Below are 24,691 nucleotides of genomic sequence, written 5' to 3'. Positions count from 1 at the left end.
AGCCCTTAAATCAAGCACATCAAGGGCTAACCAGGTTATCACTGAACGGTACACAATTCGCCAGATTTATTCAAAGAACTGGCTGATTTTCGCTTTCAGAATATCAATAGCGATGCGGTTTTTACCGCCGCGCGGCACGATAATATCCGCATATTGTTTGGAAGGCTCAATAAATTGCAGGAACATCGGACGCACCGTTTTCTGATATTGCGCCATCACCGAATCCATTGAGCGACCACGCTCGTTCACATCGCGTTTGATACGGCGCATCAAACAGATATCCAGCGGCGTATCGACAAAAATAGAGAAGTTCATCTCTTCACGCAAACGCGCGTCGGTCAGTAACAGAATACCTTCAAGAATAATCACTTTCTTCGGTTCTACGCGAACCGTTTCCTGCATACGGGTATGCTCAACATAACTGTATACCGGTAATTCAATCGCCGAACCGCGCTTGAGCGCCTGAAGATGCTGAAATAGCAGGCTGTGATCCATCGCATTCGGATGGTCATAGTTAGTTTTTACGCGTTCTTCCATCGACAGATGGCTTTGATCTTTGTAATAACTGTCTTCGGGAATAACGCCAATATGTTCGTCACCCACTTGTTCACGCAATTCGCGGTAAAGGGTACTGGCAATAAGACTCTTGCCGGAAGCCGATGCGCCAGCGATACCGATAATGACGCACTGATGAGACTGATCAGTCATAAATTTAGCGACCTGATTAACCTGGATGTAAGGAAGGGGGGCGCCGAAACGCCAAACGCGGCAATTATAGGGATTTCAGCAGCGCGATACCAGTCCGGCGCTATGCCACGGTGAATTTGTTGGAGGCGCATTCGACGTCGCGACGTAAAAGCGTTCAGTTTTAACGCGGGCAGCGGTTTTATCGACCCGTCTGGAGGAGGAATACGCCGGGAGCCACAATTTATATTCAGCCAGCGTATAAATCATTACGCGTTTATACTAGCATAATCACAGAGTAAACTGACGCGTCCGGTATTCCGCGACGTTACCGGCGATTCGGATAGAGTGGTAATGAGTAAACCATCCCAACATGTTTTCGTTACCGTCCCCCACCCGCTATTGCGTCTGGTCAGTTTAGGCCTGGTCGCGTTTGTCTTTACGCTCTTTTCGCTCGTATTATCGCGTGTCGGCACCCAACTCGCGCCGCTGTGGTTCCCCACCTCCATTATGATGGTCGCGTTTTACCGCCATGCGGGCCGTCTGTGGCCAGGGATCGCGGTCGCCTGCTCGCTCGGCAGCATCGGCGCCTCACTGACTTTATTTCCTGCCGCCTCGCTTAACTTTAGCTGGACGGCAATAAATATTATCGAGGCGGCCACTGGCGCGATACTGCTGCGAAAACTGCTCCCCAGCTACAACCCCTTACAAAATTTGAATGACTGGTTTCGTCTGGCTATCGGCAGCGCCGTGATTCCGCCGCTACTCGGCGGCCTGTTATTTTGGCTAATAGCGCCGGAAGCGGTCGCCTCGAAAGCGTTTCTGATTTGGGTATTATCGGAAGCCATCGGCGCGCTGACGCTGGTGCCGTTAGGTTTACTGTTTAAACCACACTATCTGTTGCGTCATCGCGACCCGCATCTGTTGCTGGAAACGCTATTGACGCTGGTCATTACGCTGGCGCTAAGCTGGCTCGCTATGCGCTATATTCCGTGGCCGTTTACGTGCGTTATCGTCCTGTTGATGTGGAGTGCGGTGCGCCTGCCGCGAATGGAGGCGTTTTTAATTTTTTTAGCTACCGTTATCGTGGTCTCGCTCATGCTGGCCAATGACCCCACGCTGCTCGCCACGCCGAAAACCGACGTGATGGTCAATATGCCGTGGCTGCCTTTTTTAATGATCCTGCTGCCTGCCAATATGATGACGATGGTGATGTACGCGTTTCGCACGGAGCGTAAACATATCACCGAGAGCGAATCCCGCTTTCGCAACGCGATGGAGTATTCCGCCATTGGTATGGCGCTGGTCGGTACGGAGGGTCAGTGGCTACAGGTCAATAAATCTCTGAGCCATTTTCTTGGCTATAGCCAGGATGAATTACGCACGATGACATTTCAGCAATTGACCTGGCCGGAAGACCTGAATAACGACCTTGAACAGCTAAACATGCTGGTGCGCGGCGACATCAACAGCTATTCCATGGAAAAACGCTACTACACCCGCAACGGCGATGTCGTCTGGGCGCTGCTGGCCGTCTCACTGGTTCGTCATAAAGACAATAAACCTCTCTATTTTATTGCTCAGATTGAAGACATTAACGATCTCAAGCAAAGCGAGCAGGAAAACCAGCGGTTGATGGAGCGTATTACACAGGCGAACGAGGCGCTGTTTCAGGAAAAAGAACGGTTGCACATCACGCTTGACTCTATCGGAGAAGCGGTGGTGTGTATTGATGTCGCGATGAATATCACCTTTATGAACCCGATCGCCGAGAAGATGAGCGGCTGGCGGCAAGAGGATGCTTTAGGCGCGCCATTATTAACGGTTCTGCGCATTACGTCAGGTGATAAGGGGCCGCTGCTGGAGGATATTTATCGCGCCGACAGGTCGCGATCGGACATGGAACAGGAGATAGTGCTCCATTGTCATAACGGCGGCAGCTACGATATTCATTACAGTATCACGCCGCTCAGTACGCTTGATGGCGATAAGATTGGTTCGGTTCTGGTTATCCAGGACGTTACCGAATCACGAAAAATGTTACGCCAGCTCAGCTACAGCGCAACGCATGACGCCCTCACCCAACTTGCCAACCGCGCCAGTTTTGAAAAACAGCTTCAACAGCGCCTGCAAACAATACAGGAATCGCCTCAACATCATGCGCTGGTGTTTATCGATCTGGACCGTTTTAAAGCGGTTAACGACAGCGCGGGACATGCCGCCGGCGATGCCTTATTGCGCGAGCTCGCGTCACTGATGCTCAGTATGCTTCGATCCGGCGATCTCCTGGCCCGTCTGGGTGGCGATGAGTTTGGCCTGTTGCTGCCGGATTGTAATAGTGACAGCGCGCGCTTTATCGCGACGCGGCTTATCAACGCCATTAATGAGTATCACTTTATGTGGGAAGGACGCCTGCATCGGATCGGCGCCAGCGCCGGGATCACAATGATAAATGAACATAACTGCCAGCCCACAGAGGTCGTGTCTCAGGCCGATATTGCCTGCTACGCCGCGAAAAATAGCGGTCGAGGCCGTCTGACCGTGTACGAACCGCAGCACGCATTAACCTCCTCAAAGGGAATGATGCCGCTGGAAGAACAGTGGCATATGATTAAAAATAACCACCTGCTGATGCTTGCCAGAAACGTCGCGCCGCCGCGTACGCCGGAGGCCACCAGCTTTTGGCTGGTCTCACTCAGGCTGTGGACCAGCGAAGGGGAAGTGATGGAAGAGCGCGCGTTCCGGGCAGGGTTAGCCGACTCCGCGCTGCATCACGCGCTTGACCGACGGGTATTCCATGAGTTTTTCCACCATGCGGCGACCGCCGTCGCCAGCAAGGGATTAAGCGTTGCGCTGCCGCTGTCCGCCGCGGGATTATACAGCGCGCCCCTTATTGATGAGCTGCTGGAACAACTGGAGCATAGTCCACTGCCGCCACGGTTATTACACCTGATTATCCCGGCTGACGTTATCGTTAAGCAGGCGCAGACCGCCGCTGCGACTCTGCGAAAACTGCGGCAACGCGGCTGCCAGGTGATTCTCAGCCATGTCGGGCGCGATTTACAGCTGTTTAATTTACTGCCCCTGCATATCGTCGATTATTTACTGCTGGATAGCGACCTTATCGCCAACGTTCATGAAAGTTTAATGGATGAAATGCTGACCTCGATCATCCAGGGACACGCCCAGCATCTGGACATCAAAACGCTCGCCGGGCCAGTACAAAACCCACAGGTGCTGGATACGCTCTCCCGTATTGGCGTGGATCTGATTTATGGCGACACTATCGCCGAAGCGCAACCGCTGGATTTATTACTGAATACCAGCTATTTCGCTATCCATTGACGGTTGCCAGCCGTGGGTATACCAGATATGCAGTAGCGCGTAGGAACGCCACGGTTTCCAGCGCTCCGCGTAGCGACGGATCTGCGCGGCCGTCATCCCGGCGAAGCGCTGTTTAATTAAGTAATCATCGGGTAAAAAGATATCTTTTGCCTGCCAACCGCGCAGGGCGAAATAGTTCGCCGTCCAGCGGCCAATTCCCGGAAACGTTTGTAAATTTTTAACGCTCTGCTCAATATCCGACGGCGCGGCGAGCGCCAGTTTTCCCGCCAGCGTCGCCTGCGCCAGATGAATCAGCGCTTCGGCGCGCCGCAGCGGCATCCCCAGAGCTTTAAGCGCCAGCGGATCCGCCAACGCCAGCGTTTCTGGACCGGGAAAACAGACATAATCGGGCGCATCCGGCAACGCCTCGCCATAGCGGCGCGCCACTTTCGCCGTCAACCTTGCCGCCATCGCGACACTCACCAGTTGCCCCAGTATCGCCCGCACGCCCTGTTCAAACGTATCAACCGATCCCGGTAAACGCAGCCCCGGTCTGTCCTCGCCCAGTGGCCCCAGCACGGCGGCAACCTGCGCGGGCTGGCAGTCAAGATCAAACAGACGCGAAACCTTCGCCAGACACGCCGGCGCGACGGGAAGTAATCCGGCGCTCACGCTAACCTGCACAGTGTGGGTGGGCAGATGGGGCCTCACGCTGACCAGTCCGCGATGCTCGCCCACCACCAGGCTGCGCGCATAAAAGCCCTCGCCTACTGTTTCCACGCCGTCCACCGCACGCGCGGCAAGAAAGCCCAACATCCACGACCAGTCGTAAGGCGGCTGCCAGCTCAGGGTAAACATACTTTTCTCCTTTATTTGACCTTTCAGCATAAACGCTAATCGCACGTAACGCCTTGCTTTCATATTCCAGTTGTCGCCGCGACGACATTTCGCTAAAGTCACGCCCCTTCTTCACTGGCATGGGGATTTTAAGGTGTTTATCGGATTTGATTACGGTACGGCAAACTGCTCGGTCGCCATTATGCGCGACGGGCATCCACAGTTGCTGACAATGGAGAATAACAGCGCATTACTGCCGTCTATGCTGTGCGCGCCGACGCGCGAAGCGGTGAGCGAGTGGCTGTATCGCCATCATGATGTGCCGGCAACGGACGAAGAAACCCAGGCGCTGCTACGCCGCGCGATACGCTACAACCGCGAGGAAGATATTGAGGTTGGCGCGCAAAGCGTACAGTTTGGTCTGGCGTCGCTGGCGCACTATATTGACGATCCCCAGGAGGTCTGGTTTGTCAAATCGCCGAAATCCTTTTTAGGCGCCAGCGGCCTGAAACCGCAGCAGGTCGCGCTGTTTGAAGATTTAGTCTGCACCATGATGGTACATATTCGTCATACGGCGCACAGCCAATTGCCGGAGGCCATTACCCAGGCGGTGATCGGTCGCCCGATCAACTTTCAGGGACTGGGCGGCGATGACGCGAACCGCCAGGCACAGGGTATTCTGGAGCGGGCGGCAAAACGCGCCGGTTTTCAGGATGTGGTATTCCAGTATGAACCGGTTGCGGCGGGCCTGGACTACGAAGCTACGCTGCGGGAAGAGAAGCGTGTGCTGGTCGTGGATATTGGCGGCGGCACCACCGACTGTTCCATGCTGCTGATGGGGCCGCAGTGGCGTCAGCGCGCCGATCGTGAAAACAGCCTGTTGGGGCACAGCGGTTGCCGCGTGGGCGGAAACGATCTGGATATCGCGCTGGCCTTTAAAAATCTGATGCCTTTGCTGGGCATGGGCGGCGAAACCGAAAAAGGCATCGCCCTGCCGGTGCTGCCGTGGTGGAACGCCGTCGCGATTAACGACGTCCCGGCGCAAAGCGATTTTTACAGTAGCGCGAATGGTCGTATGTTGAACGATTTGGTTCGCAACGCGCGTGAAGCAGACAAGGTCGCGTTGTTGCTCAAGGTCTGGCGTCAGCGGCTTAGCTACCGCCTGGTACGCTGCGCGGAAGAGAGCAAAATCGCCCTTTCCGGCCAGGCGGATGTTACGGCGAGGCTGCCATTTATCAGCGACGACCTGGCGGTCGCTATCAGCCAGCAAGGACTGGAAGCGGCGCTGGATCAACCGCTGGCGCGTATTCTGGAACAGGTGCGACTGGCGCTGGACAGCGCGCAGGAAAAACCGGATGTCATCTATCTGACCGGCGGCAGCGCCCGTTCGCCATTGATTAAAAAAGCGCTTTCCGAACAGCTACCGGGCATACCCGTCGCTGGCGGCGATGATTTCGGCTCCGTCACCGCAGGACTGGCGCGCTGGGCGGAGGTTGTTTTCCGCTAAGCGCCTCGCAAGCCCAGCGCTGATGGATTGACATTATTCTTGATGTGGCTTAACGTCAGGAGTGAGGGTAAGGGAGGATTCCTCCTCCCCCTGGTGTCTTAGTAAGCTGGTAGGCTAATCACTAAGAGTATCACCAGTATGATGACTACCTTCATCATAACCCTTTCCTTATTTTGGCCCCTTCCTCGGGAGGGGCTTTCCCGTTTCAGCGTCCTGCTGAAATCGGTGGCTTATCTTCATTGCCGTGCCGCCACTTTACCGCACTCCGGCGCGCTAACGATTTTCACCGATGAGAGTTGCGTAGCGCCTCGCAAAGCGGGTCGCCATTCAGAATAATCCCGACCCTGTTCCATAATTCCTCCATTTTTCTCCCTTCCCTGCTGACTACAATAGAGGAAGCAACATTCCGCAAAACGTTTCAGGATGAGAAACTTATACCGATGAAAGGCAGTAATACTTTCCGCTGGGCAATAGCGATTGGGGTTGTAGTGGCCGCCGCCGCATTCTGGTTCTGGCATAGCCGTAGCGAAAGCCCGACCGCCGCGCCGGGCGTCGCCGCGCAAGCGCCGCATACCGCCGCCGCAGGTCGCCGCGGTATGCGCGACGGCCCTCTGGCGCCGGTACAGGCCGCGACCGCGACCACGCAGGCCGTACCGCGCTATCTGAGCGGGCTGGGCACCGTGACCGCCGCGAATACCGTTACGGTGCGTAGCCGCGTGGATGGTCAACTCATCGCCCTGCACTTTCAGGAAGGTCAGCAGGTCAACGCAGGCGATCTGCTGGCGCAAATCGATCCCAGCCAGTTTAAGGTCGCCCTAGCGCAGGCTCAGGGACAGTTGGCGAAAGATAACGCTACGCTGGCGAATGCGCGTCGTGATCTGGCGCGCTATCAGCAACTGGCAAAAACCAATCTGGTTTCCCGTCAGGAACTGGATGCGCAACAGGCGCTGGTCAACGAAACCCAGGGAACCATTAAAGCGGATGAAGCCAATGTCGCCAGCGCGCAGTTACAGCTCGACTGGAGTCGTATCACGGCCCCGGTCTCGGGACGCGTGGGTCTGAAACAGGTGGATGTCGGCAACCAGATTTCCAGCAGCGATACCGCAGGTATTGTCGTCATTACGCAAACGCACCCGATTGATCTCATTTTTACTCTGCCGGAAAGCGATATCGCGACCGTGGTTCAGGCGCAGAAAGCGGGGAAAACGCTGGTCGTAGAAGCCTGGGATCGGACTAACTCGCACAAATTGAGCGAAGGTGTGTTGCTCAGTCTGGACAACCAGATTGATCCCACAACGGGAACGATCAAAATTAAAGCGCGCTTTACCAATCAGGACGATACGCTGTTCCCCAATCAATTTGTGAACGCCCGGATGCTGGTCGATACCGAACAAAATGCCGTTGTGGTGCCTGCCGCGGCGGTGCAAATGGGCAATGAGGGCCATTTTGTATGGGTGCTGAACGACGAAAATAACGTCAGCAAGAAGCGGGTAAAAATCGGTATTCAGGATAACCGAAACGTGGTGATCAGCGCAGGCTTGTCGGCAGGCGATCGCGTCGTTACCGATGGTATTGATCGGCTGACGGAAGGCGCAAAAGTCGAGGTCGTTGAGCCGCAAACCACCATGGCGGATGAAAAATCCCCTTCCCGCCATGAAGGTCAAAAAGGAGCGCGCGCCTGATGCAGGTATTACCTCCGGGCAGCACGGGCGGCCCCTCGCGTCTGTTTATTCTGCGCCCCGTGGCCACCACTCTGCTGATGGCGGCGATTTTACTCGCCGGGATTATCGGCTATCGCTTCCTGCCCGTCGCCGCTTTGCCGGAGGTCGACTACCCCACTATTCAGGTTGTTACGCTCTACCCTGGCGCCAGCCCGGATGTCATGACCTCCGCCGTCACCGCGCCGCTTGAGCGCCAGTTCGGCCAGATGTCAGGACTTAAGCAGATGTCGTCGCAAAGCTCCGGCGGCGCATCGGTGGTAACGCTACAGTTTCAGTTGACGCTGCCGCTGGACGTTGCCGAGCAGGAAGTACAGGCGGCGATTAACGCGGCCACCAATTTATTGCCTTCCGACCTGCCAAATCCGCCGATTTATAGCAAAGTCAATCCGGCGGACCCGCCGATTATGACGCTTGCCGTCACCTCAAACGCGATGCCGATGACCCAGGTAGAGGACATGGTAGAAACCCGCGTGGCGCAGAAGATCTCGCAGGTCTCCGGCGTCGGGCTGGTGACGCTTGCCGGCGGGCAGCGCCCTGCGGTACGCGTAAAACTGAATGCTCAGGCTGTCGCCGCGCTCGGTCTGACCAGCGAAACGGTCCGTACCGCAATTACCGGCGCCAACGTCAACTCGGCGAAAGGCAGTCTGGATGGCCCCGAACGGGCGGTGACGCTTTCTGCTAACGATCAGATGCAGTCTGCCGACGAATACCGCAGGCTTATCATCGCATATCAAAACGGCGCGCCGGTACGGTTGGGCGATGTCGCCACCGTCGAACAGGGGGCGGAAAATAGCTGGCTCGGCGCATGGGCGAATCAAGCGCCGGCTATCGTGATGAACGTTCAACGCCAGCCCGGCGCCAATATCATTGCGACAGCGGACAGCATTCGCCAGATGCTGCCCCAGCTTACCGAAAGCCTGCCGAAATCGGTGAAGGTCACGGTCCTGTCCGATCGCACCACCAATATTCGCGCTTCCGTGCGCGATACCCAGTTTGAACTGATGCTGGCGATCGCGCTGGTCGTCATGATTATCTATCTGTTTTTACGTAATATTCCCGCCACAATTATTCCCGGCGTCGCCGTACCGCTGTCGCTTATCGGCACCTTTGCGGTGATGGTGTTTTTGGATTTTTCCATTAATAACCTGACGCTGATGGCGCTCACTATCGCCACGGGTTTCGTGGTGGACGATGCGATTGTGGTGATCGAGAACATCTCGCGCTACATCGAAAAAGGAGAAAAACCGCTGGCGGCGGCGCTCAAAGGCGCGGGCGAAATCGGCTTTACCATTATTTCCCTCACCTTTTCACTGATTGCGGTGCTGATCCCGTTGCTCTTTATGGGCGATATTGTTGGTCGACTGTTCCGCGAATTTGCGGTGACGTTGGCGGTAGCGATTTTAATCTCCGCCGTCGTCTCTTTGACGCTCACGCCCATGATGTGCGCGCGTATGCTCAGCCAGCAGTCTCTGCGTAAACAAAACCGCTTTTCCCGCGCCTGCGAGCGGATGTTTGACCGCGTGATCGCCAGCTACGGACGCGGATTAGCGAAAGTGCTCAACCATCCGTGGCTTACATTGAGCGTGGCATTCGCCACGCTCCTGCTCAGCGTTATGCTGTGGATAGCCATCCCGAAAGGGTTCTTTCCGGTACAGGATAACGGCATTATCCAGGGGACGCTGCAGGCGCCGCAATCGTCATCGTATGCCAGTATGGCGCAACGTCAACGCCAGGTGGCGGAGCGGATATTACAGGACCCGGCGGTGCAAAGCCTGACGACTTTTGTTGGCGTAGACGGCGCTAACTCCACGCTCAATAGCGCGCGCCTGCAAATTAACCTCAAGCCGCTGGATGCGCGTGATGACCGCGTGCAGCAGGTGATCTCCCGGCTGCAAACCGCCGTGGCGACGATTCCCGGCGTGGCGCTGTATCTCCAGCCGACGCAGGATTTAACCATCGACACGCAGGTCAGCCGCACGCAGTATCAGTTTTCCCTGCAGGCCACGACGCTCGATGCGCTCAGCCACTGGGTGCCAAAACTGCAGAACGCGCTACAGTCGTTACCACAGCTTTCCGAGGTAAGCAGCGACTGGCAAGATCGAGGATTAGCGGCCTGGGTGAATGTCGACCGCGACAGCGCCAGCCGTCTGGGTATCAGCATGGCGGATGTGGATAACGCACTCTACAACGCGTTCGGACAACGCCTGATTTCAACGATTTATACCCAGGCGAACCAGTACCGCGTCGTGCTGGAACATAATACCGCCAGCACGCCGGGCCTGGCGGCGCTGGAGACGATTCGCCTGACGAGCCGCGACGGCGGCACCGTACCGCTCAGCGCGATTGCCCGCATTGAGCAGCGCTTCGCCCCGCTCTCCATCAATCATTTAGATCAGTTCCCGGTCACGACATTTTCGTTTAACGTGCCGGAGGGCTATTCGCTCGGCGATGCGGTGCAGGCGATTCTCGATACGGAAAAAACGCTCGCCCTGCCAGCGGATATTACAACGCAGTTTCAGGGCAGTACGCTCGCCTTCCAGGCGGCGCTGGGCAGCACCGTCTGGCTTATTGTCGCCGCCGTGGTGGCGATGTATATCGTGCTCGGCGTGCTGTATGAGAGTTTTATCCATCCGATCACGATTCTCTCAACGCTGCCTACGGCGGGCGTCGGCGCGCTGCTGGCGCTGATCATCGCCGGTAGCGAGCTCGATATTATCGCCATTATCGGCATTATTTTGCTGATCGGTATCGTGAAGAAAAACGCCATCATGATGATTGACTTCGCCCTCGCCGCTGAACGCGAACAGGGGATGAGTCCGCGCGACGCTATCTTCCAGGCCTGTTTGCTGCGTTTTCGACCGATTCTGATGACCACGCTGGCGGCGTTGCTCGGGGCATTGCCATTAATGTTGAGTACCGGCGTTGGCGCGGAATTACGTCGCCCGTTGGGGATCGCGATGGTGGGCGGCCTACTGGTCAGCCAGGTATTAACTCTGTTTACCACACCGGTGATTTATCTCCTGTTTGACCGCCTGTCGCTGTACGTGAAAAGTCGCTTTCCGCACCATAAAGAGGAGGCGTAGATGCGCTTTTTCGCCCTTTTCATCTACCGCCCGGTCGCCACCATTTTGATTGCCGCCGCCATTACGCTGTGCGGCATTCTGGGCTTTCGTCTGCTGCCGGTCGCCCCGCTGCCGCAGGTCGATTTCCCGGTGATTATGGTTAGCGCCTCGCTACCGGGCGCCTCGCCGGAAACCATGGCTTCGTCGGTGGCGACGCCGTTGGAACGCTCTTTGGGACGCATTGCAGGCGTCAATGAAATGACCTCCAGCAGCTCGCTCGGTAGTACGCGCATTATTCTCGAATTTAATTTCGATCGTGATATTAACGGCGCGGCGCGCGACGTGCAGGCCGCCATTAACGCCGCGCAAAGCTTATTGCCAGGCGGAATGCCCAGCCGCCCGACTTATCGCAAGGCCAACCCGTCCGACGCGCCGATTATGATTTTAACGCTCACCTCGGAGAGCTGGTCACAGGGCAAACTGTATGATTTCGCCTCTACCCAACTGGCGCAAACCATCGCGCAAATTGACGGCGTCGGCGATGTTGACGTCGGCGGCAGCTCCCTGCCCGCAGTACGTGTAGGCTTAAACCCGCAGGCGCTCTTTAACCAGGGCGTCTCGCTGGATGAGGTCCGCGAAGCGATCGACAGCGCCAACGTACGCCGACCGCAAGGCGCAATTGAAGATAGCGTCCACCGCTGGCAAATCCAGACCAACGACGAACTGAAAACCGCCGCCGAATATCAGCCGCTGATTATTCACTATAACAACGGCGCGGCGGTACGCCTGGGCGACGTCGCCAGCGTCACCGACTCGGTGCAGGATGTCCGTAACGCTGGGATGACGAACGCTAAACCCGCTATTTTGTTGATGATCCGCAAGCTGCCGGAGGCCAACATTATTCAGACGGTCGACGGCATCCGGGCAAAACTGCCGGAACTGCGGGCAATGATCCCCGCCGCTATCGATTTACAAATCGCCCAGGATCGTTCGCCGACGATTCGCGCGTCGCTGCAAGAGGTCGAAGAGACGCTGGCTATCTCTGTTGCGCTGGTGATCATGGTGGTGTTTTTATTCCTGCGTTCCGGGCGCGCCACGCTAATCCCCGCCGTCGCCGTTCCCGTTTCGCTCATCGGCACCTTCGCCGCCATGTATCTGTGCGGCTTCAGCCTCAACAATCTGTCGCTGATGGCGCTGACTATCGCGACCGGATTTGTCGTTGATGATGCCATTGTGGTGCTGGAAAATATCGCCCGCCATCTGGAGGCGGGAATGAAACCTTTGCAGGCGGCATTACAGGGTACGCGAGAAGTTGGGTTTACGGTCATCTCCATGAGTCTGTCGCTGGTGGCGGTATTTCTGCCGCTGCTGTTAATGGGCGGCCTGCCAGGACGATTATTACGGGAATTCGCCGTTACCCTCTCGGTGGCGATTGGCATTTCGCTGGTGGTCTCGCTCACACTGACGCCGATGATGTGCGGCTGGATGCTTAAATCAAGCAAACCGCGCACCCAACCGCGTAAACGGGGCGTTGGCCGTTTGCTGGTCGCCTTGCAACAGGGTTACGGCACGTCGTTAAAATGGGTGCTTAACCATACGCGTCTTGTCGGGGTGGTTTTTCTTGGCACCGTTGCGCTGAACATCTGGCTTTATATCGCCATCCCTAAAACATTCTTTCCGGAGCAGGACACCGGCGTGTTGATGGGCGGTATTCAGGCTGACCAAAGCATCTCTTTCCAGGCCATGCGCGGCAAGCTGCAGGATTTTATGAAAATTATTCGCGACGATCCGGCGGTGAATAATGTCACTGGTTTTACCGGCGGATCGAGGGTGAATAGCGGCATGATGTTTATTACGCTGAAGCCGCGCGGCGAGCGCAAAGAGACGGCGCAGCAAATCATTGATCGACTGCGGGTCAAACTGGCAAAAGAACCCGGCGCCAGGCTGTTTCTGATGGCGGTACAGGATATTCGCGTCGGCGGGCGGCAGGCTAACGCCAGTTACCAATATACGTTGCTGTCTGACTCTCTGGCGGCGCTGCGCGAGTGGGAGCCGAAAATACGCAAAGCGCTCTCGGCCCTGCCGCAACTGGCGGACGTAAACTCCGACCAGCAGGATAACGGCGCGGAGATGAACCTTATCTACGACCGCGACACCATGTCACGACTGGGCATTGATGTTCAGGCCGCAAACAGTCTGTTAAATAATGCTTTCGGCCAGCGGCAAATTTCCACCATTTATCAGCCGATGAACCAGTATAAAGTGGTGATGGAAGTCGATCCGCGCTATAGCCAGGATATCAGCGCGCTGGAGAAAATGTTTGTTATCAACCGCGACGGAAAAGCGATCCCCCTCTCTTATTTCGCCCAATGGCGGCCCGCCAATGCGCCGCTGTCGGTGAACCATCAGGGACTTTCCGCGGCGTCCACGATTGCCTTTAACCTGCCGACCGGCACATCGTTATCGCAGGCGACGGAGGCCATTAATCGCACCATGACGCAGCTTGGCGTCCCCCCGACGGTACGCGGCAGTTTTTCCGGAACGGCGCAAGTCTTCCAGCAGACCATGAATTCGCAGCTTATTTTGATAGTGGCGGCGATCGCTACCGTCTACATTGTGCTGGGGATACTGTACGAAAGCTACGTCCATCCGCTGACCATTCTCTCTACTCTGCCATCGGCGGGCGTTGGGGCGCTTCTGGCGCTGGAACTCTTCAATGCCCCTTTCAGCCTAATCGCCCTGATAGGGATCATGCTATTAATTGGCATTGTGAAGAAAAACGCCATTATGATGGTCGATTTTGCGCTTGAAGCGCAACGAAGCGGCGGCCTGACGCCGGCACAAGCCATTTTCCAGGCCTGCTTGTTACGCTTCCGTCCAATAATGATGACCACGCTGGCGGCGCTGTTCGGCGCACTGCCATTGGTGTTATCTGGCGGAGACGGTTCGGAATTACGGCAGCCGTTGGGGATAACCATTGTCGGCGGTTTGGTCATGAGCCAGCTCCTGACGCTCTATACCACGCCGGTGGTGTACCTCTTTTTCGATCGTCTGCGGCTGCGTTTTTCGCGTAAAAATAGCAAACCGGTAGTAGAAATATGACAGAACTTCCTGACAATACCCGCTGGCAACTCTGGATTGTGGCATTCGGCTTTTTTATGCAGTCGCTGGATACCACCATCGTCAACACTGCGCTGCCCTCCATGGCGAAAAGCCTGGGGGAAAGCCCGCTGCATATGCACATGGTAGTGGTGTCATATGTTCTTACCGTCGCCGTAATGCTCCCCGCCAGCGGCTGGCTGGCAGATAAAATCGGCGTGCGTAATATCTTCTTTGCCGCCATTGTGCTGTTCACGCTGGGTTCGCTGCTTTGCGCCCTTTCCGGCACGCTTAATCAACTGGTATTAGCGCGGGTTTTACAAGGCGTAGGCGGCGCGATGATGGTGCCGGTCGGACGCCTGACGGTCATGAAAATCGTGCCGCGCGCGCAATATATGGCGGCGATGACCTTCGTCACCCTACCGGGACAGATCGGGCCGTTACTCGGCCCCGCGCTGGGCGGGGTGCTGGTGGAATATGCTTCATGGCACTGGATCTTTCTGATCAATATCCCGGTGGGAATTGTCGGCGCTATGGCGACCTTTATGCTGATGCCAAACTACACCATAGAGACCCGGCGCTTTGATCTGCCGGGCTTCCTGCTGTTAGCTATCGGCATGGCGGTACTCACGCTGGCGCTGGACGGTAGTAAAAGCATGGGGATCTCGCCCTGGACATTAGCCGGACTTGCTGCGGGCGGCGCAGCAGCCATTCTGCTCTATCTCTTCCATGCCAAAAAAACTCAGGCGCGTTATTCAGCCTGCGATTGTTCCGCACGCCCACGTTTTCACTGGGGTTGCTGGGCAGTTTTGCCGGGCGTATCGGCAGCGGTATGCTGCCGTTTATGACGCCGGTCTTTTTGCAAATTGGTCTTGGTTTTTCACCGTTTCATGCCGGTTTGATGATGATCCCCATGGTGCTGGGCAGCATGGGAATGAAGCGGATTGTGGTGCAGATAGTTAACCGTTTTGGCTATCGTCGGGTTCTGGTGGCGACCACGCTCGGACTGGCATTGGTTAGCCTGTTGTTTATGTCGGTCGCGCTGCTCGGCTGGTATTATCTCCTGCCGCTGGTACTGCTTTTGCAGGGAATGGTGAACTCGGCGCGCTTTTCTTCCATGAATACCTTAACGCTAAAAGACCTTCCCGATACGCTGGCCAGCAGCGGCAATAGCTTATTATCGATGATTATGCAGCTCTCGATGAGTATTGGCGTCACTATTGCCGGAATGCTGCTGGGTATGTTTGGCCAACAGCATATCGGGATAGACAGTAGCGCCACACATCACGTCTTTATGTACACCTGGTTATGTATGGCGGTTATTATCGCGCTACCGGCGATAATTTTTGCCCGCGTGCCGAACGATACACAGCAAAACATGGTCATTTCACGGCGTAAAAGGAGCCTGTAATGAAAGTCTGGCGGCCCGGAATCACCGGCAAGCTGTTTCTGGCGATTTTCGCCACCTGCATCGTGCTGCTGATCAGTATGCATTGGGCCGTGCGCGTCAGTTTTGAACGCGGATTTATTGACTATATCAAACACGGCAACGAGCAGCGGCTACAAATGCTGGGCGATGCGCTGGGCGACCAGTACCAGCAACACGGCAACTGGCGTTTTTTACGCAACAACGATCGCTTCGTTTTCCAGATTCTGCGTTCATTTGAGCATGACAACGACCGGGATAAACCCGGCCCCGGTATGCCGCCGCACGGTTGGCGCACCCAGTTCTGGGTCGTCGATCAAAATGGCCGGGTGCTGGTCGGCCCACGCGGTCCGGTGCCGCATGACGGTACTCGCCGCCCCATTCTGGTCAATGGCGTCGAAGTCGGCGCGATTATCGCCTCGCCTGTCGAGCGGCTGACGCGCAATACGGATATTAATTTTGATATGCAGCAGCGGCGCGCCAGTTGGATGATCGTGGCGTTATCAACGTTGCTGGCCGCGCTGGCGACATTTTTGCTGGCGCGTGGCCTGCTCGCCCCGGTCAAACGGTTGGTCGAGGGTACGCACAGGCTGGCGGCGGGGGATTTTACCACGCGCGTGACCCCAACCAGCGCCGATGAGCTGGGAAAACTGGCGCAGGACTTTAACCAGCTTGCCAGCACGCTGGAAAAAAACCAGCAGATGCGCCGCGACTTTATGGCGGATATTTCCCACGAACTGCGCACGCCGCTGGCGGTATTGCGCGGCGAACTGGAAGCCATTCAGGATGGCGTTCGCCAGTTCACGCCAGAATCGGTTACCTCGCTACAGGCGGAAGTCGGTACGCTTACCAAACTGGTTGACGACCTGCATCAGCTGTCGTTGTCTGACGAGGGCGCGCTGGCTTATCAAAAAACGACCGTCGATCTTGTTCCCCTGTTGGAAGTCGCTGGCGGCGCGTTCAGAGAGCGCTTTACCAGCCGGGGGCTAACGCTACATTACGCGTTGCCGGATAGCATGACCGTCTTCGGCGACCCGGATCGCCTGATGCAACTGTTTAATAATCTGCTGGAAAACAGTCTGCGCTACACCGACAGCGGCGGCGGCCTGCATATTTCCGCCGAACAACGCGACAAATCATTATTCCTGACCTTTGCTGATTCTGCACCGGGCGTCAGCGATGAGCAGTTACAAAAGCTTTTTGACCGTTTTTACCGCACGGAAGTGTCCCGTAACCGCGCCAGCGGCGGTTCTGGACTGGGGCTGGCGATATGCGTCAATATTGTACACGCGCATAACGGTCATCTTCACGCCGCTCATTCGCCTTTTGGCGGGGTTAGCATTACAGTAGAGTTACCGCTGGATCGCGATTTACAGAGAGAAGTATGACTGAATTACCCATTGATGAAAACACGCCGCGCATTTTGATTGTTGAAGATGAACCCAAGCTGGGACAGCTGCTTATTGACTACTTACGCGCGGCGAGTTACGCCCCCACGCTCATCAATCACGGCGACAAGTTACTGCCGTATGTGCGTCAAACGCCGCCGGATCTGATCCTGCTGGATCTGATGCTGCCGGGTACCGATGGTCTGACGCTATGCCGGGAGATTCGCCGTTTTTCCGACATCCCCATTGTGATGGTCACGGCCAAAATCGAAGAGATCGACCGGCTGCTGGGGCTGGAAATCGGCGCCGATGATTATATCTGTAAGCCTTACAGCCCGCGCGAAGTCGTGGCCCGCGTGAAAACCATTTTGCGCCGCTGTAAACCGCAGCGCGAACTCCAGCAGCAGGATGCCGAAAGCCCGTTAATGATTGATGAAAGCCGCTTTCAGGCCTCATGGTGTGGTAAAGCGCTGGATTTAACCCCCGCTGAATTCCGCCTGCTAAAAACCTTATCGCTTGAACCGGGTAAAGTTTTTTCCCGCGAGCAGTTGCTAAACCACCTCTACGACGACTACCGTGTGGTGACCGACCGTACCATCGACAGCCATATTAAAAACCTGCGCCGCAAGCTGGAATCGCTGGATGCCGAACAGTCATTTATCCGCGCGGTCTACGGGGTGGGATATCGCTGGGAAGCGGATGCGTGTCGCCTGGTATAATGATTATTGGCATAACAATAACAAGGTCGTAAGACGATATTTTCCGCCAACGCTATTCTGGCGGAATTAACACACTGTCCTCTTTCCTTTGGCCGAGCGGTATCCCGAAAACCACGACGAACGCGATCGGGGACAATAAATTATTTGGCCGCTCTTTTTAGTTTACCGATATACTGTGAGTAGTTTTTTAAACTTATTGCGCATTAATTCATTAAGTGAATCTAAAAATACATAAACATAATACCAGCTTAATTATACATGGATTTTTATGACAGAAACGTCATCTCACCGCTATAAACCACGCAATATAATAAATGCGCCAAATGTAAAATCGTCTATTTTTTCCCGGAGCCAACAACGCGGCGACAGCGAAAATATCCAGCGCTGGTTAAGCAACCATTTTTATCGTTGGATCATCGGTGACTTTCCTCATGTTTATCCTGTGCGTTCCGTCGCCGATTATGCCGTTTATTTTAGCGCTGATGCAGAAATCCCCGCCTGGCTGGCGCCAAAGCTGGGTGGCGATGAGCGCTTTTACTACCTTAACGTTCAGCACCCGCAACTTGTGGCAATGGAAAGAGATTTAGTGGAATTTCTTTCGCGTCAGGAAGGAACGCGGCTGGAAACTAAACTGCAGCGCATCAACTGCTTTACCGTGCTGGCAATGCGCGAAGCGGAGCATCAAAAAATGCAGCGCCTGCGTGAACAAGGTTGGTATCCCTCCAACAGCGAGGCGCTAAAACCGGTGATGACGGTGAATAACGGTGTGCTGGTTGAACTTGATGCAACAAATCCCGGCCTGCGCAGTGAGATGGCGTATGAATCCTGGCATATGCAACACTGCGTCGGAGATTTTGATAATAAAGGTGCGCTTTCCGGCGGCTACGGCGATTACTACGCCCGGCAAATGGAACAACAAAAACTTCACCTGTTCAGCCTGCGCGACGGCAATAATATTCCCCACGTCACAATAAGCCTAGTGGTTGGTAATAACGGCCTGAGTATTGATCAGATTAAAGGTAAGCAAAATCGCTATCCTATTAAGAAATATGCTAACGATGTTTTATCTCTGTTACGCCATCTGCAACCACTTCCTGAGCGCCACGCTGATTGCGAAGGGATGGGAATAGTTTATGAATCGACGCCGGAATATTCAGGTTGGAAATTTATTACTCATATTCATGACCTCAATTTTCTGCTCAATGTGCTGCATGACAATTTTCATTTAATGGAGCACTTCCCTACGCCTCCGGTGGCTTTACAGTGGCTGCTGCTGCACAGCACCCCGGAGGCGCTGCGCTACCTTCAGGTTGTTGATCCTAACGTGGCGACGGCTGCGGAAATGCTGTTTCCGCAGCATGAATGGCACCCTACGCTTGCCGGGAAAAACACCAGTAGCGAACCTTTCGAAATTGAAAGCCTGACGCTACAAACCACGCGCTATCTTTCTGCAACCAGGGAGGAGCGCTAATGTTCTGGATTGTTCTTATTATTGCCGCCCTATTTTTTAGCTGGCGCAACTACAAAAAAAACAAACCGCTGATTGCGGCCCGTATCGCCGAGGAGAAAGAAAAAGATCGCCTGAAAGACCTGCGTCGCGATACCCGACGGCGGCAATGGGCGCTGGCGCTAGCTGATATCCTCGCCCGGCGCAACGGGCTACCGATCAAAGGCGTTGAGCTGCTCTTAAAACTTGACGATGACAAACGCCGCTATCTGGCGCAGCAGGTAAAAAAAGAGCTGGGCTTGAGCGAAAACCTCAACGGAGCGGCGTTACGCCACAAGGTCGAGGATATCTTACGCCGCTGGCCTGCGGGCATCGGCAGCTCGCCGCGCACGTTTTATCATCATCTGGCGGCCCAAGGCCAGGTCCGCGACGCGCTGGCTTTCGACTGCATGCGAACCGCCTTTCTGACCCGCTGTATCGCCGGGCTCGGCTGGTGTAACGAAAACGAGGCCTGGCTGGTGCTATTGCTCAACGCCCAGCGCGCTCAGGACTGTTTTGATTCCTGGGAGGATTACGCCACCGCCTACGTTCGTGCCCGCCGGGTATGGCTCACGCTACGTGACACGCCAACAGCGCTTGCCGGACGGGATTTACAGGAAGCCACCCATTATCTGCAAGACCCTGTCAGCCGCTGGCGACAACTGCCGTGGAATGAATTCAAAATTTTCGAGCCGATTTAAAGGACGCTTTATGGAACAGGATGATCGTCTGCTCAACGCTATGTTTGAGATGTGCAACCACAAAAATCCCCTCAATGACGGGCAACGCGAATGGCATATCGCCGGTATTCCCAGCCTGCTGCGCGAAGAACGCTATGACGAACTGGACGAACGCTACAACCAGGCGCTGACGGAGAGCTTTACCAGCCGCGAAGCGGAAAAGCGCTATTTCTTCGCCTGGAATCAAATGGACAACCCTTTTTACGATATGGACACGCTGGTTGAGGCTGGGCCGCAAGGATTAGCGCTGATCAAAAACTGGCAGCGCGCTCGTCCCCGCTCCACTCACGCCTGGCTTGCCGAGGCGCAATACTGGAATCACCGTGCGTGGCTTTACCGCAGCTATGGCTGGGCGAGAGAAACCACCCGAGCGATGTGGATCTGCGCCGCCGCCTGCAACGAACGGATTGTCATCGCCGCGCTCAATGCTATCGACTGTGAACCGCGCCAGTGGATGGCGGCGGCCCTGACCAGCACCAACTCAAAAGTCTTCGGCCAGCCTGACTGGCTGGTTGAGTTCCTCGTGGGCGCGGATGTTGCCGGGCAGCCATTAATGGAAGATCTGGCTGAATATCATCGCCATTCACCGCAGGAGGTGGACGCGCTGATGGCCCATTCCGGGCTGTCGTTTGCCGACGCGGTTTGCCCAAATTTGCCGCGCCCGTCCGTGCTGCCGGAGTGTGATGACGATGCCGGGCAAAAATACTGGCTCGCCGTCTGCCTGGCTATTTTCCCGACGGCATTTTACGTGCTGGATGAATATATCCCGTTTCGTATGCCGCGCTGGGGAGGGTCTCACGAGGAAATCCGCGAATTTCTGGAATCAAGCGTATGCGATCACCTTTCTGCCGCAGAACGTGAACATCTGGAGCTATTGATCTGGTGGGACGATCACCGCGATCTGCGCATCAAAGAGGTTGACTCCCCGGCAGAACAGGAACGTATTATCGCCAAAGCCGAAGAGATTAGCCTGCGAGCGCATATCCAGGAATCTCGCCACAACGCGCTGAAGTGGCTGCGGGTCTGCTATAGCGATCTGGACGATAATGACGCGCTCTGGCGAACCCTTCAGCGTTCGATCGTGGAAAAAGTTAAGTTCAACAATTACTTCTTTGATGACACTATAAAGTTCGCCCTGCGCGATTTTCCTGACACCTGGTGGATGTATAATTTTCTCTGCCAGAATGCGCAGCAAACGGAATTCGCAGTGCCGAAAATCCGCCGTGGCTACTTTCAGTACGCCGGGCTATTGGGTTTCGAAAAGGATGAGGCGCAAGGCCTCGCCTGGCTCGATAGCGTCGCCGACATTCAATATAACCATAGCTGGCGGGCGGCGATTAAAAATTTCGACTGGTTCGGGCTCCCGGAACATTTCGTGCCGCTGGCAGAGCTGGGCGCACAAAGAAATATACCCGCCGCGCTAAACTTGCTGGGCCTTGAACACAATAATGAAGAGAACAACGGCCTACTACCTTACGATCCTGCCATCGCGTTAGGGTATTTTCAGCGCGCGGCGGAGATTTTGCCCCGGCAGTTAGCGCTGCGCGAGAGCACCCCGTACAAATTAATAGATAACGGAGGCTATACCGACTATGAAAATGACCTGCAAAATATTCATTTCAGCATTGGCATCTGCAACCAGCGTCTGAGTAAACAAGAACCTGATACCGAAAAACGTTCCGCTTATGAAAAAGAACTGCTCGGTAATCTCTGGCTGGCGCATCAGTTCGGGCATAAAGAGGCCTGGGGCTTGTTCCTGCTGAATATTTTTGAAGTGAAGGATATTACGCTGGCGCATAAGCATCTGGAACTGGTGCAACAAGAGGCCAACAAAGGCACGCTACATGCTATGGTGACCCTATCGCGCCTGCACGGTAATAAACACGATCGAACGCTGTTTAATATGAAGCTAAGCGCACGCTGGGCACATTTTGCCTTCACGCTTTACCCGGATAATGAAATCGTTATGGACTGCCTGGACCACCTGCATTTCGATTCTTTCTGGAAACGCTTTCGTTTCGCCTGGTATACCGTCCGTATCCCGAATTCAGAGCTGCCGGGACAGGTCAACTCAATGGTGTAATGGAGTGATAATACAAAGAAAATCTCTATTTCTTTGCGCCCTGCTTCTACTCTGCGCCACCGCCAGGGCTGAAATTACGGAGCAGCAGATCGAGGCCGACTGCGCAAAAATTCCAGTTTTTGCCAGCCAGGGCGAACAGCTTTACAAGACCCAAAAGTATGCCAAAGCGCGCGACGCTTTTGAACAGCAGGCTGCATGGAGCGAAAGCTGCGCCCTTGACGACAGCGCCATCGCGACGGCCTACAACAACGTGGCGCTAACCTGGATACGCGAAGGCGAGTGGCGTAAAGCCCGCGCCTGGCTGATGCTAAGGCCGAATGATAGCAAGTCGATCTACAACCTGAAACTGATCAAAGATAAGCTATCGGCCCTGCCGCCACCGGTTTTTGCGGCGGGTGAATACTGGCGCTATGCCGGGCGCGCCTCCTGGAACGTGCTTAGCGTGAAGGCATTACCCACCCCATCGCGCTATCAGGTTAATTTTCAGGGTTACTGGTTCGGTTTAATGGGGATCTACTTCGGCCCCAATATCGGCGAGTTCTCCGCAACGGTAACGCTGGAAAACGATAAAACCATCGTGGCGCTTCGGGAAGGCGATGATATTCACTGCGACATTTCGCTGGCTTTTTCTTCTGAAACCATTGATGCCAGCACCGATACGTTTGTGGACTGCGGTTTTAGCGCAAATGTCCGCGCCGACGGGCACTATCTGCGCGTTGAATAAATCTGGCGCGGAAACTGAAATTTTATGATTAACCTGAGTTCAGTTGAAATTAACAATCTATTTATAATTCTCATAACGTTCCTCATTCTTTCCTGCTATCCATATTACCTCAACACCTCCATTACAATTATTAATGTCGTAAGCATGGTATATTTAACGCTCGCTTCTTTTTTTTACCCTGTGATACTTCATTTCTGGATATCAATTTGAACCGACCATTTTCCATTTGATATTGTTCCTTTATATAAATCTGAGGCGCCTGATCTTTAAACTTTATAGTTACAAGATGACCATCTTTGCTGTCTTCATACCACCTATATATAAAATAACTATCAATGCTTATTGTGTAATCCTGGCGGATGACAAAATCAGAAAAACGCACGATATCTTCATAAGCAAAAAAGCTACTAAGCAATAAAGCATCCACCAGGTTTCCTTTTGCATCGTAACTATTTATTTGCACATTAAGCAATGACGTATCAGACTCTCCAATTTTATTATAAATTATCAATTTGTAAATATTACCATCATGTCCAAAGTACCCTAATTCATAATAACGGACACCATCACCAATATACGGAGAAAGAAAATTCTCACCTTTTACCGGCACCTTAATTTCCTGTTGATTAAATAAGTTAGTTTTCTCTTTATATTCACCTGGTAATTTTAACTCCATTACATTATCATCGGAATTAATATCCTTATAATAACAAGCCAATTGCGAAAACTGCGTGGAATCAACAGAGAGAACCAATTCTTTACTCTTTTGATTATTACAACCAACACTTGTTAAAATAATGCCAAACAATATGGCCGAACGCAGTAAACTTAAAGAAAAAGTTAATCTATAACTATTCATAGTCGGCATTAACATTGGATTATATGTTGAAAATTATATAATAAAATATTGTCATCATGCATTATTGTATTTTTCAATTAAAAAACTCATGATATGATTGCTAAATAAGCGTCAATTATTAAGATGTGCAGATGACGGTGTTGATACCAATTTTTAGCGTTTTTGCTGTATCGCGCACGTCAGCACCATTAAAGGCCATATCAACAATGTGTTCTTTGACGCCGGGCTTACGGGCTTCACAGGTATAAGACAACTGGAAAACGCGTCTACATGACCGGCAACGAAAGCGCTCGTGCCGGGAAGAACTATGACCATGACGATAAATTTCATCTGAATGACAACAGTAACCATAGAAAACCTAAAATAACAGTACATTACCATAAACTCTATCGATTGAAGGCATTACCCCTGCATCCTCCACAAAACGTTGCCCCGGAGGATGGAGTCGTTTACAAAACACCACATTATTCACACTTTATTCTTTCTGTACTATTTAAAGAACTTCCAAACTCATAAAAATCGTTCATATTAGTGATATAATCATGATAATTATCATCATTTAATTCACGTTCCTTCTGCATAACCAACGAAAACAATTCGCTGTCAGACTTAACATCATAGCAACCATGAACTGACATCACAGATAACAAATATATAATTGTCATTTTTTCAAAAGAGCTATTTGTGGTGGAAAGTTTGTCTCTCAATAGAGGAATAGCCTTCGATCCCATAGGGGCAATACCATCAGCCATCCATAATGGATATGGTCTTTTAGCACGTGTACCATAATAATAAAAATCATACCTTTTATCTAAAGGCAATCCCTTCATATACACCAAAACATCCTGGATAGAGTGCCCGTTGAGGGTACTCCTGACATATTCAGGAATAGAAGACTGGCAAGCTGTTATCGCCGCAACGAATGATATGACCATAATTATAGAGAAAAATTTTTTTGACATAAATTATCACCTGCATCAGTTATTTTTTTCATATCAGATTTTATTCCCTGTCGCATAGGAATCCTTTTCA

The 24,691-nt window shown here is 53.7% G+C and carries 16 protein-coding genes and 2 pseudogenes; 12 read left to right on the top strand and 6 right to left on the bottom strand.

Features of this window, described 5'->3' with window-relative positions; genetic code table 11:
* Positions 1 to 66: 66 nt before the first annotated feature.
* Positions 67 to 708, bottom strand: a complete 642-nt coding sequence (gene udk, locus ACLJRU_RS05295; RefSeq protein WP_000132082.1) for a uridine kinase — start codon at positions 706 to 708, stop codon at positions 67 to 69.
* Between the two features lie 330 nt (positions 709 to 1,038).
* On the opposite strand from udk, the gene ACLJRU_RS05290 reads away from it, so the two are divergent.
* Positions 1,039 to 4,029 carry an MASE1 domain-containing protein gene (locus tag ACLJRU_RS05290; protein WP_001540386.1) on the top strand — a complete coding sequence of 997 codons (2,991 nt, stop codon included), beginning with the start codon at positions 1,039 to 1,041 and terminating at the stop codon, positions 4,027 to 4,029.
* On the opposite strand, the gene alkA is transcribed toward ACLJRU_RS05290, so the two are convergent.
* Entirely contained in the window at positions 3,997 to 4,866 is an 870-nt protein-coding gene (alkA, locus tag ACLJRU_RS05285; RefSeq protein ID WP_000494715.1) for a DNA-3-methyladenine glycosylase 2, read from the bottom strand. The genes ACLJRU_RS05290 and alkA overlap by 33 nt on opposite strands.
* A gap of 133 nt (positions 4,867 to 4,999) precedes the next feature.
* Between alkA and yegD the strand changes: the two genes are divergently transcribed.
* A complete protein-coding gene (yegD, locus tag ACLJRU_RS05280) occupies positions 5,000 to 6,352 on the top strand; it encodes a molecular chaperone (RefSeq protein WP_001540387.1) in 1,353 nt (450 codons plus the stop codon).
* Positions 6,353 to 6,450: 98 nt separating this feature from the next.
* Here yegD and ACLJRU_RS05275 read toward each other — a convergent pair whose 3' ends face one another.
* A complete protein-coding gene (locus tag ACLJRU_RS05275) occupies positions 6,451 to 6,510 on the bottom strand; it encodes a type I toxin-antitoxin system Ibs family toxin (RefSeq protein ID WP_105887528.1) in 60 nt (19 codons plus the stop codon).
* A 282-nt stretch (positions 6,511 to 6,792) separates the two neighbouring features.
* Here ACLJRU_RS05275 and mdtA point away from each other — a divergent pair, with 282 nt between their 5' ends.
* The 10 genes and pseudogenes from mdtA (at position 6,793) to ACLJRU_RS05225 (ending at position 22,800) form a co-directional block, all read left to right on the top strand.
* Complete coding sequence (gene mdtA, locus ACLJRU_RS05270; protein ID WP_000678815.1) at positions 6,793 to 8,034, top strand: multidrug efflux RND transporter subunit MdtA; 1,242 nt, start codon at positions 6,793 to 6,795, stop codon at positions 8,032 to 8,034.
* Entirely contained in the window at positions 8,034 to 11,156 is a 3,123-nt protein-coding gene (mdtB, locus tag ACLJRU_RS05265; protein ID WP_023235051.1) for a multidrug efflux RND transporter permease subunit MdtB, read from the top strand. Before mdtA ends, mdtB begins: the two co-directional genes overlap by 1 nt.
* Positions 11,157 to 14,237: a multidrug efflux RND transporter permease subunit MdtC gene (gene mdtC, locus ACLJRU_RS05260; protein WP_001540390.1), complete on the top strand. Its 3,081-nt coding sequence runs from the start codon at positions 11,157 to 11,159 to the stop codon at positions 14,235 to 14,237.
* Positions 14,234 to 15,645, top strand: a pseudogene (locus ACLJRU_RS05255) (MFS transporter). The gene mdtC and the pseudogene ACLJRU_RS05255 overlap by 4 nt, the downstream one beginning before the upstream one ends.
* Positions 15,645 to 17,048 carry a two-component system sensor histidine kinase BaeS gene (gene baeS, locus ACLJRU_RS05250; protein WP_000870081.1) on the top strand — a complete coding sequence of 468 codons (1,404 nt, stop codon included), beginning with the start codon at positions 15,645 to 15,647 and terminating at the stop codon, positions 17,046 to 17,048. The pseudogene ACLJRU_RS05255 and the gene baeS overlap by 1 nt, the downstream one beginning before the upstream one ends.
* Positions 17,045 to 17,767: a two-component system response regulator BaeR gene (gene baeR / locus ACLJRU_RS05245; protein ID WP_000137843.1), complete on the top strand. Its 723-nt coding sequence runs from the start codon at positions 17,045 to 17,047 to the stop codon at positions 17,765 to 17,767. The genes baeS and baeR overlap by 4 nt, the downstream gene beginning before the upstream one ends.
* 268 nt (positions 17,768 to 18,035) lie before the next feature.
* Positions 18,036 to 19,238 (top strand): hypothetical protein, encoded by a 1,203-nt coding sequence (locus tag ACLJRU_RS05240; RefSeq protein ID WP_001540392.1) that lies wholly within the window; start codon positions 18,036 to 18,038, stop codon positions 19,236 to 19,238.
* Positions 19,238 to 19,954, top strand: a complete 717-nt coding sequence (locus tag ACLJRU_RS05235; protein ID WP_000498579.1) for a DUF1266 domain-containing protein — start codon at positions 19,238 to 19,240, stop codon at positions 19,952 to 19,954. The genes ACLJRU_RS05240 and ACLJRU_RS05235 overlap by 1 nt, the downstream gene beginning before the upstream one ends.
* A 10-nt stretch (positions 19,955 to 19,964) precedes the next feature.
* Positions 19,965 to 22,076 (top strand): DUF4034 domain-containing protein, encoded by a 2,112-nt coding sequence (locus tag ACLJRU_RS05230; protein WP_023235054.1) that lies wholly within the window; start codon positions 19,965 to 19,967, stop codon positions 22,074 to 22,076.
* 4 nt (positions 22,077 to 22,080) lie between these two features.
* Entirely contained in the window at positions 22,081 to 22,800 is a 720-nt protein-coding gene (locus ACLJRU_RS05225) for a tetratricopeptide repeat protein (protein ID WP_023235055.1), read from the top strand.
* Between the two features lie 130 nt (positions 22,801 to 22,930).
* Here ACLJRU_RS05225 and ACLJRU_RS05220 read toward each other — a convergent pair whose 3' ends face one another.
* The 3 genes and pseudogenes from ACLJRU_RS05220 to ACLJRU_RS05210 form a co-directional block, all read right to left on the bottom strand.
* On the bottom strand, positions 22,931 to 23,668 hold the full coding sequence (locus tag ACLJRU_RS05220; RefSeq protein WP_024131326.1) for a hypothetical protein: 738 nt from the start codon (positions 23,666 to 23,668) through the stop codon (positions 22,931 to 22,933).
* A 115-nt stretch (positions 23,669 to 23,783) separates the two neighbouring features.
* Positions 23,784 to 23,984: pseudogene (locus ACLJRU_RS05215) on the bottom strand (IS1-like element transposase); the annotation flags it as partial.
* A 139-nt stretch (positions 23,985 to 24,123) separates the two neighbouring features.
* Positions 24,124 to 24,621, bottom strand: a complete 498-nt coding sequence (locus tag ACLJRU_RS05210) for a hypothetical protein (RefSeq protein WP_000037400.1) — start codon at positions 24,619 to 24,621, stop codon at positions 24,124 to 24,126.
* Positions 24,622 to 24,691 lie beyond the last annotated feature (70 nt).

Source organism: Salmonella sp. SAL00653 (assembly GCF_046552515.1).
GTDB classification, from domain to species: domain Bacteria; phylum Pseudomonadota; class Gammaproteobacteria; order Enterobacterales; family Enterobacteriaceae; genus Salmonella; species Salmonella enterica.
Note: the sequence above shows the minus strand (reverse complement) of the source record. Positions and strands in the feature narration are given on the sequence as shown.

Excerpts from the sequence above, each read along its gene's own strand:
- ACLJRU_RS05240 (WP_001540392.1), top strand. The coding sequence starts at position 18,036 with ATGACAGAAACGTCATCTCACCGCTATAAACCACGCAATATAATAAAT.
- ACLJRU_RS05210 (WP_000037400.1), bottom strand. The coding sequence starts at position 24,621 with ATGTCAAAAAAATTTTTCTCTATAATTATGGTCATATCATTCGTTGCG.
- ACLJRU_RS05230 (WP_023235054.1), top strand. The coding sequence starts at position 19,965 with ATGGAACAGGATGATCGTCTGCTCAACGCTATGTTTGAGATGTGCAAC.
- mdtB (WP_023235051.1), top strand. The coding sequence starts at position 8,034 with ATGCAGGTATTACCTCCGGGCAGCACGGGCGGCCCCTCGCGTCTGTTT.
- alkA (WP_000494715.1), bottom strand. The coding sequence starts at position 4,866 with ATGTTTACCCTGAGCTGGCAGCCGCCTTACGACTGGTCGTGGATGTTG.
- udk (WP_000132082.1), bottom strand. The coding sequence starts at position 708 with ATGACTGATCAGTCTCATCAGTGCGTCATTATCGGTATCGCTGGCGCA.
- mdtC (WP_001540390.1), top strand. The coding sequence starts at position 11,157 with ATGCGCTTTTTCGCCCTTTTCATCTACCGCCCGGTCGCCACCATTTTG.
- ACLJRU_RS05290 (WP_001540386.1), top strand. The coding sequence starts at position 1,039 with ATGAGTAAACCATCCCAACATGTTTTCGTTACCGTCCCCCACCCGCTA.
- baeR (WP_000137843.1), top strand. The coding sequence starts at position 17,045 with ATGACTGAATTACCCATTGATGAAAACACGCCGCGCATTTTGATTGTT.
- baeS (WP_000870081.1), top strand. The coding sequence starts at position 15,645 with ATGAAAGTCTGGCGGCCCGGAATCACCGGCAAGCTGTTTCTGGCGATT.
- ACLJRU_RS05220 (WP_024131326.1), bottom strand. The coding sequence starts at position 23,668 with ATGCCGACTATGAATAGTTATAGATTAACTTTTTCTTTAAGTTTACTG.
- mdtA (WP_000678815.1), top strand. The coding sequence starts at position 6,793 with ATGAAAGGCAGTAATACTTTCCGCTGGGCAATAGCGATTGGGGTTGTA.
- ACLJRU_RS05235 (WP_000498579.1), top strand. The coding sequence starts at position 19,238 with ATGTTCTGGATTGTTCTTATTATTGCCGCCCTATTTTTTAGCTGGCGC.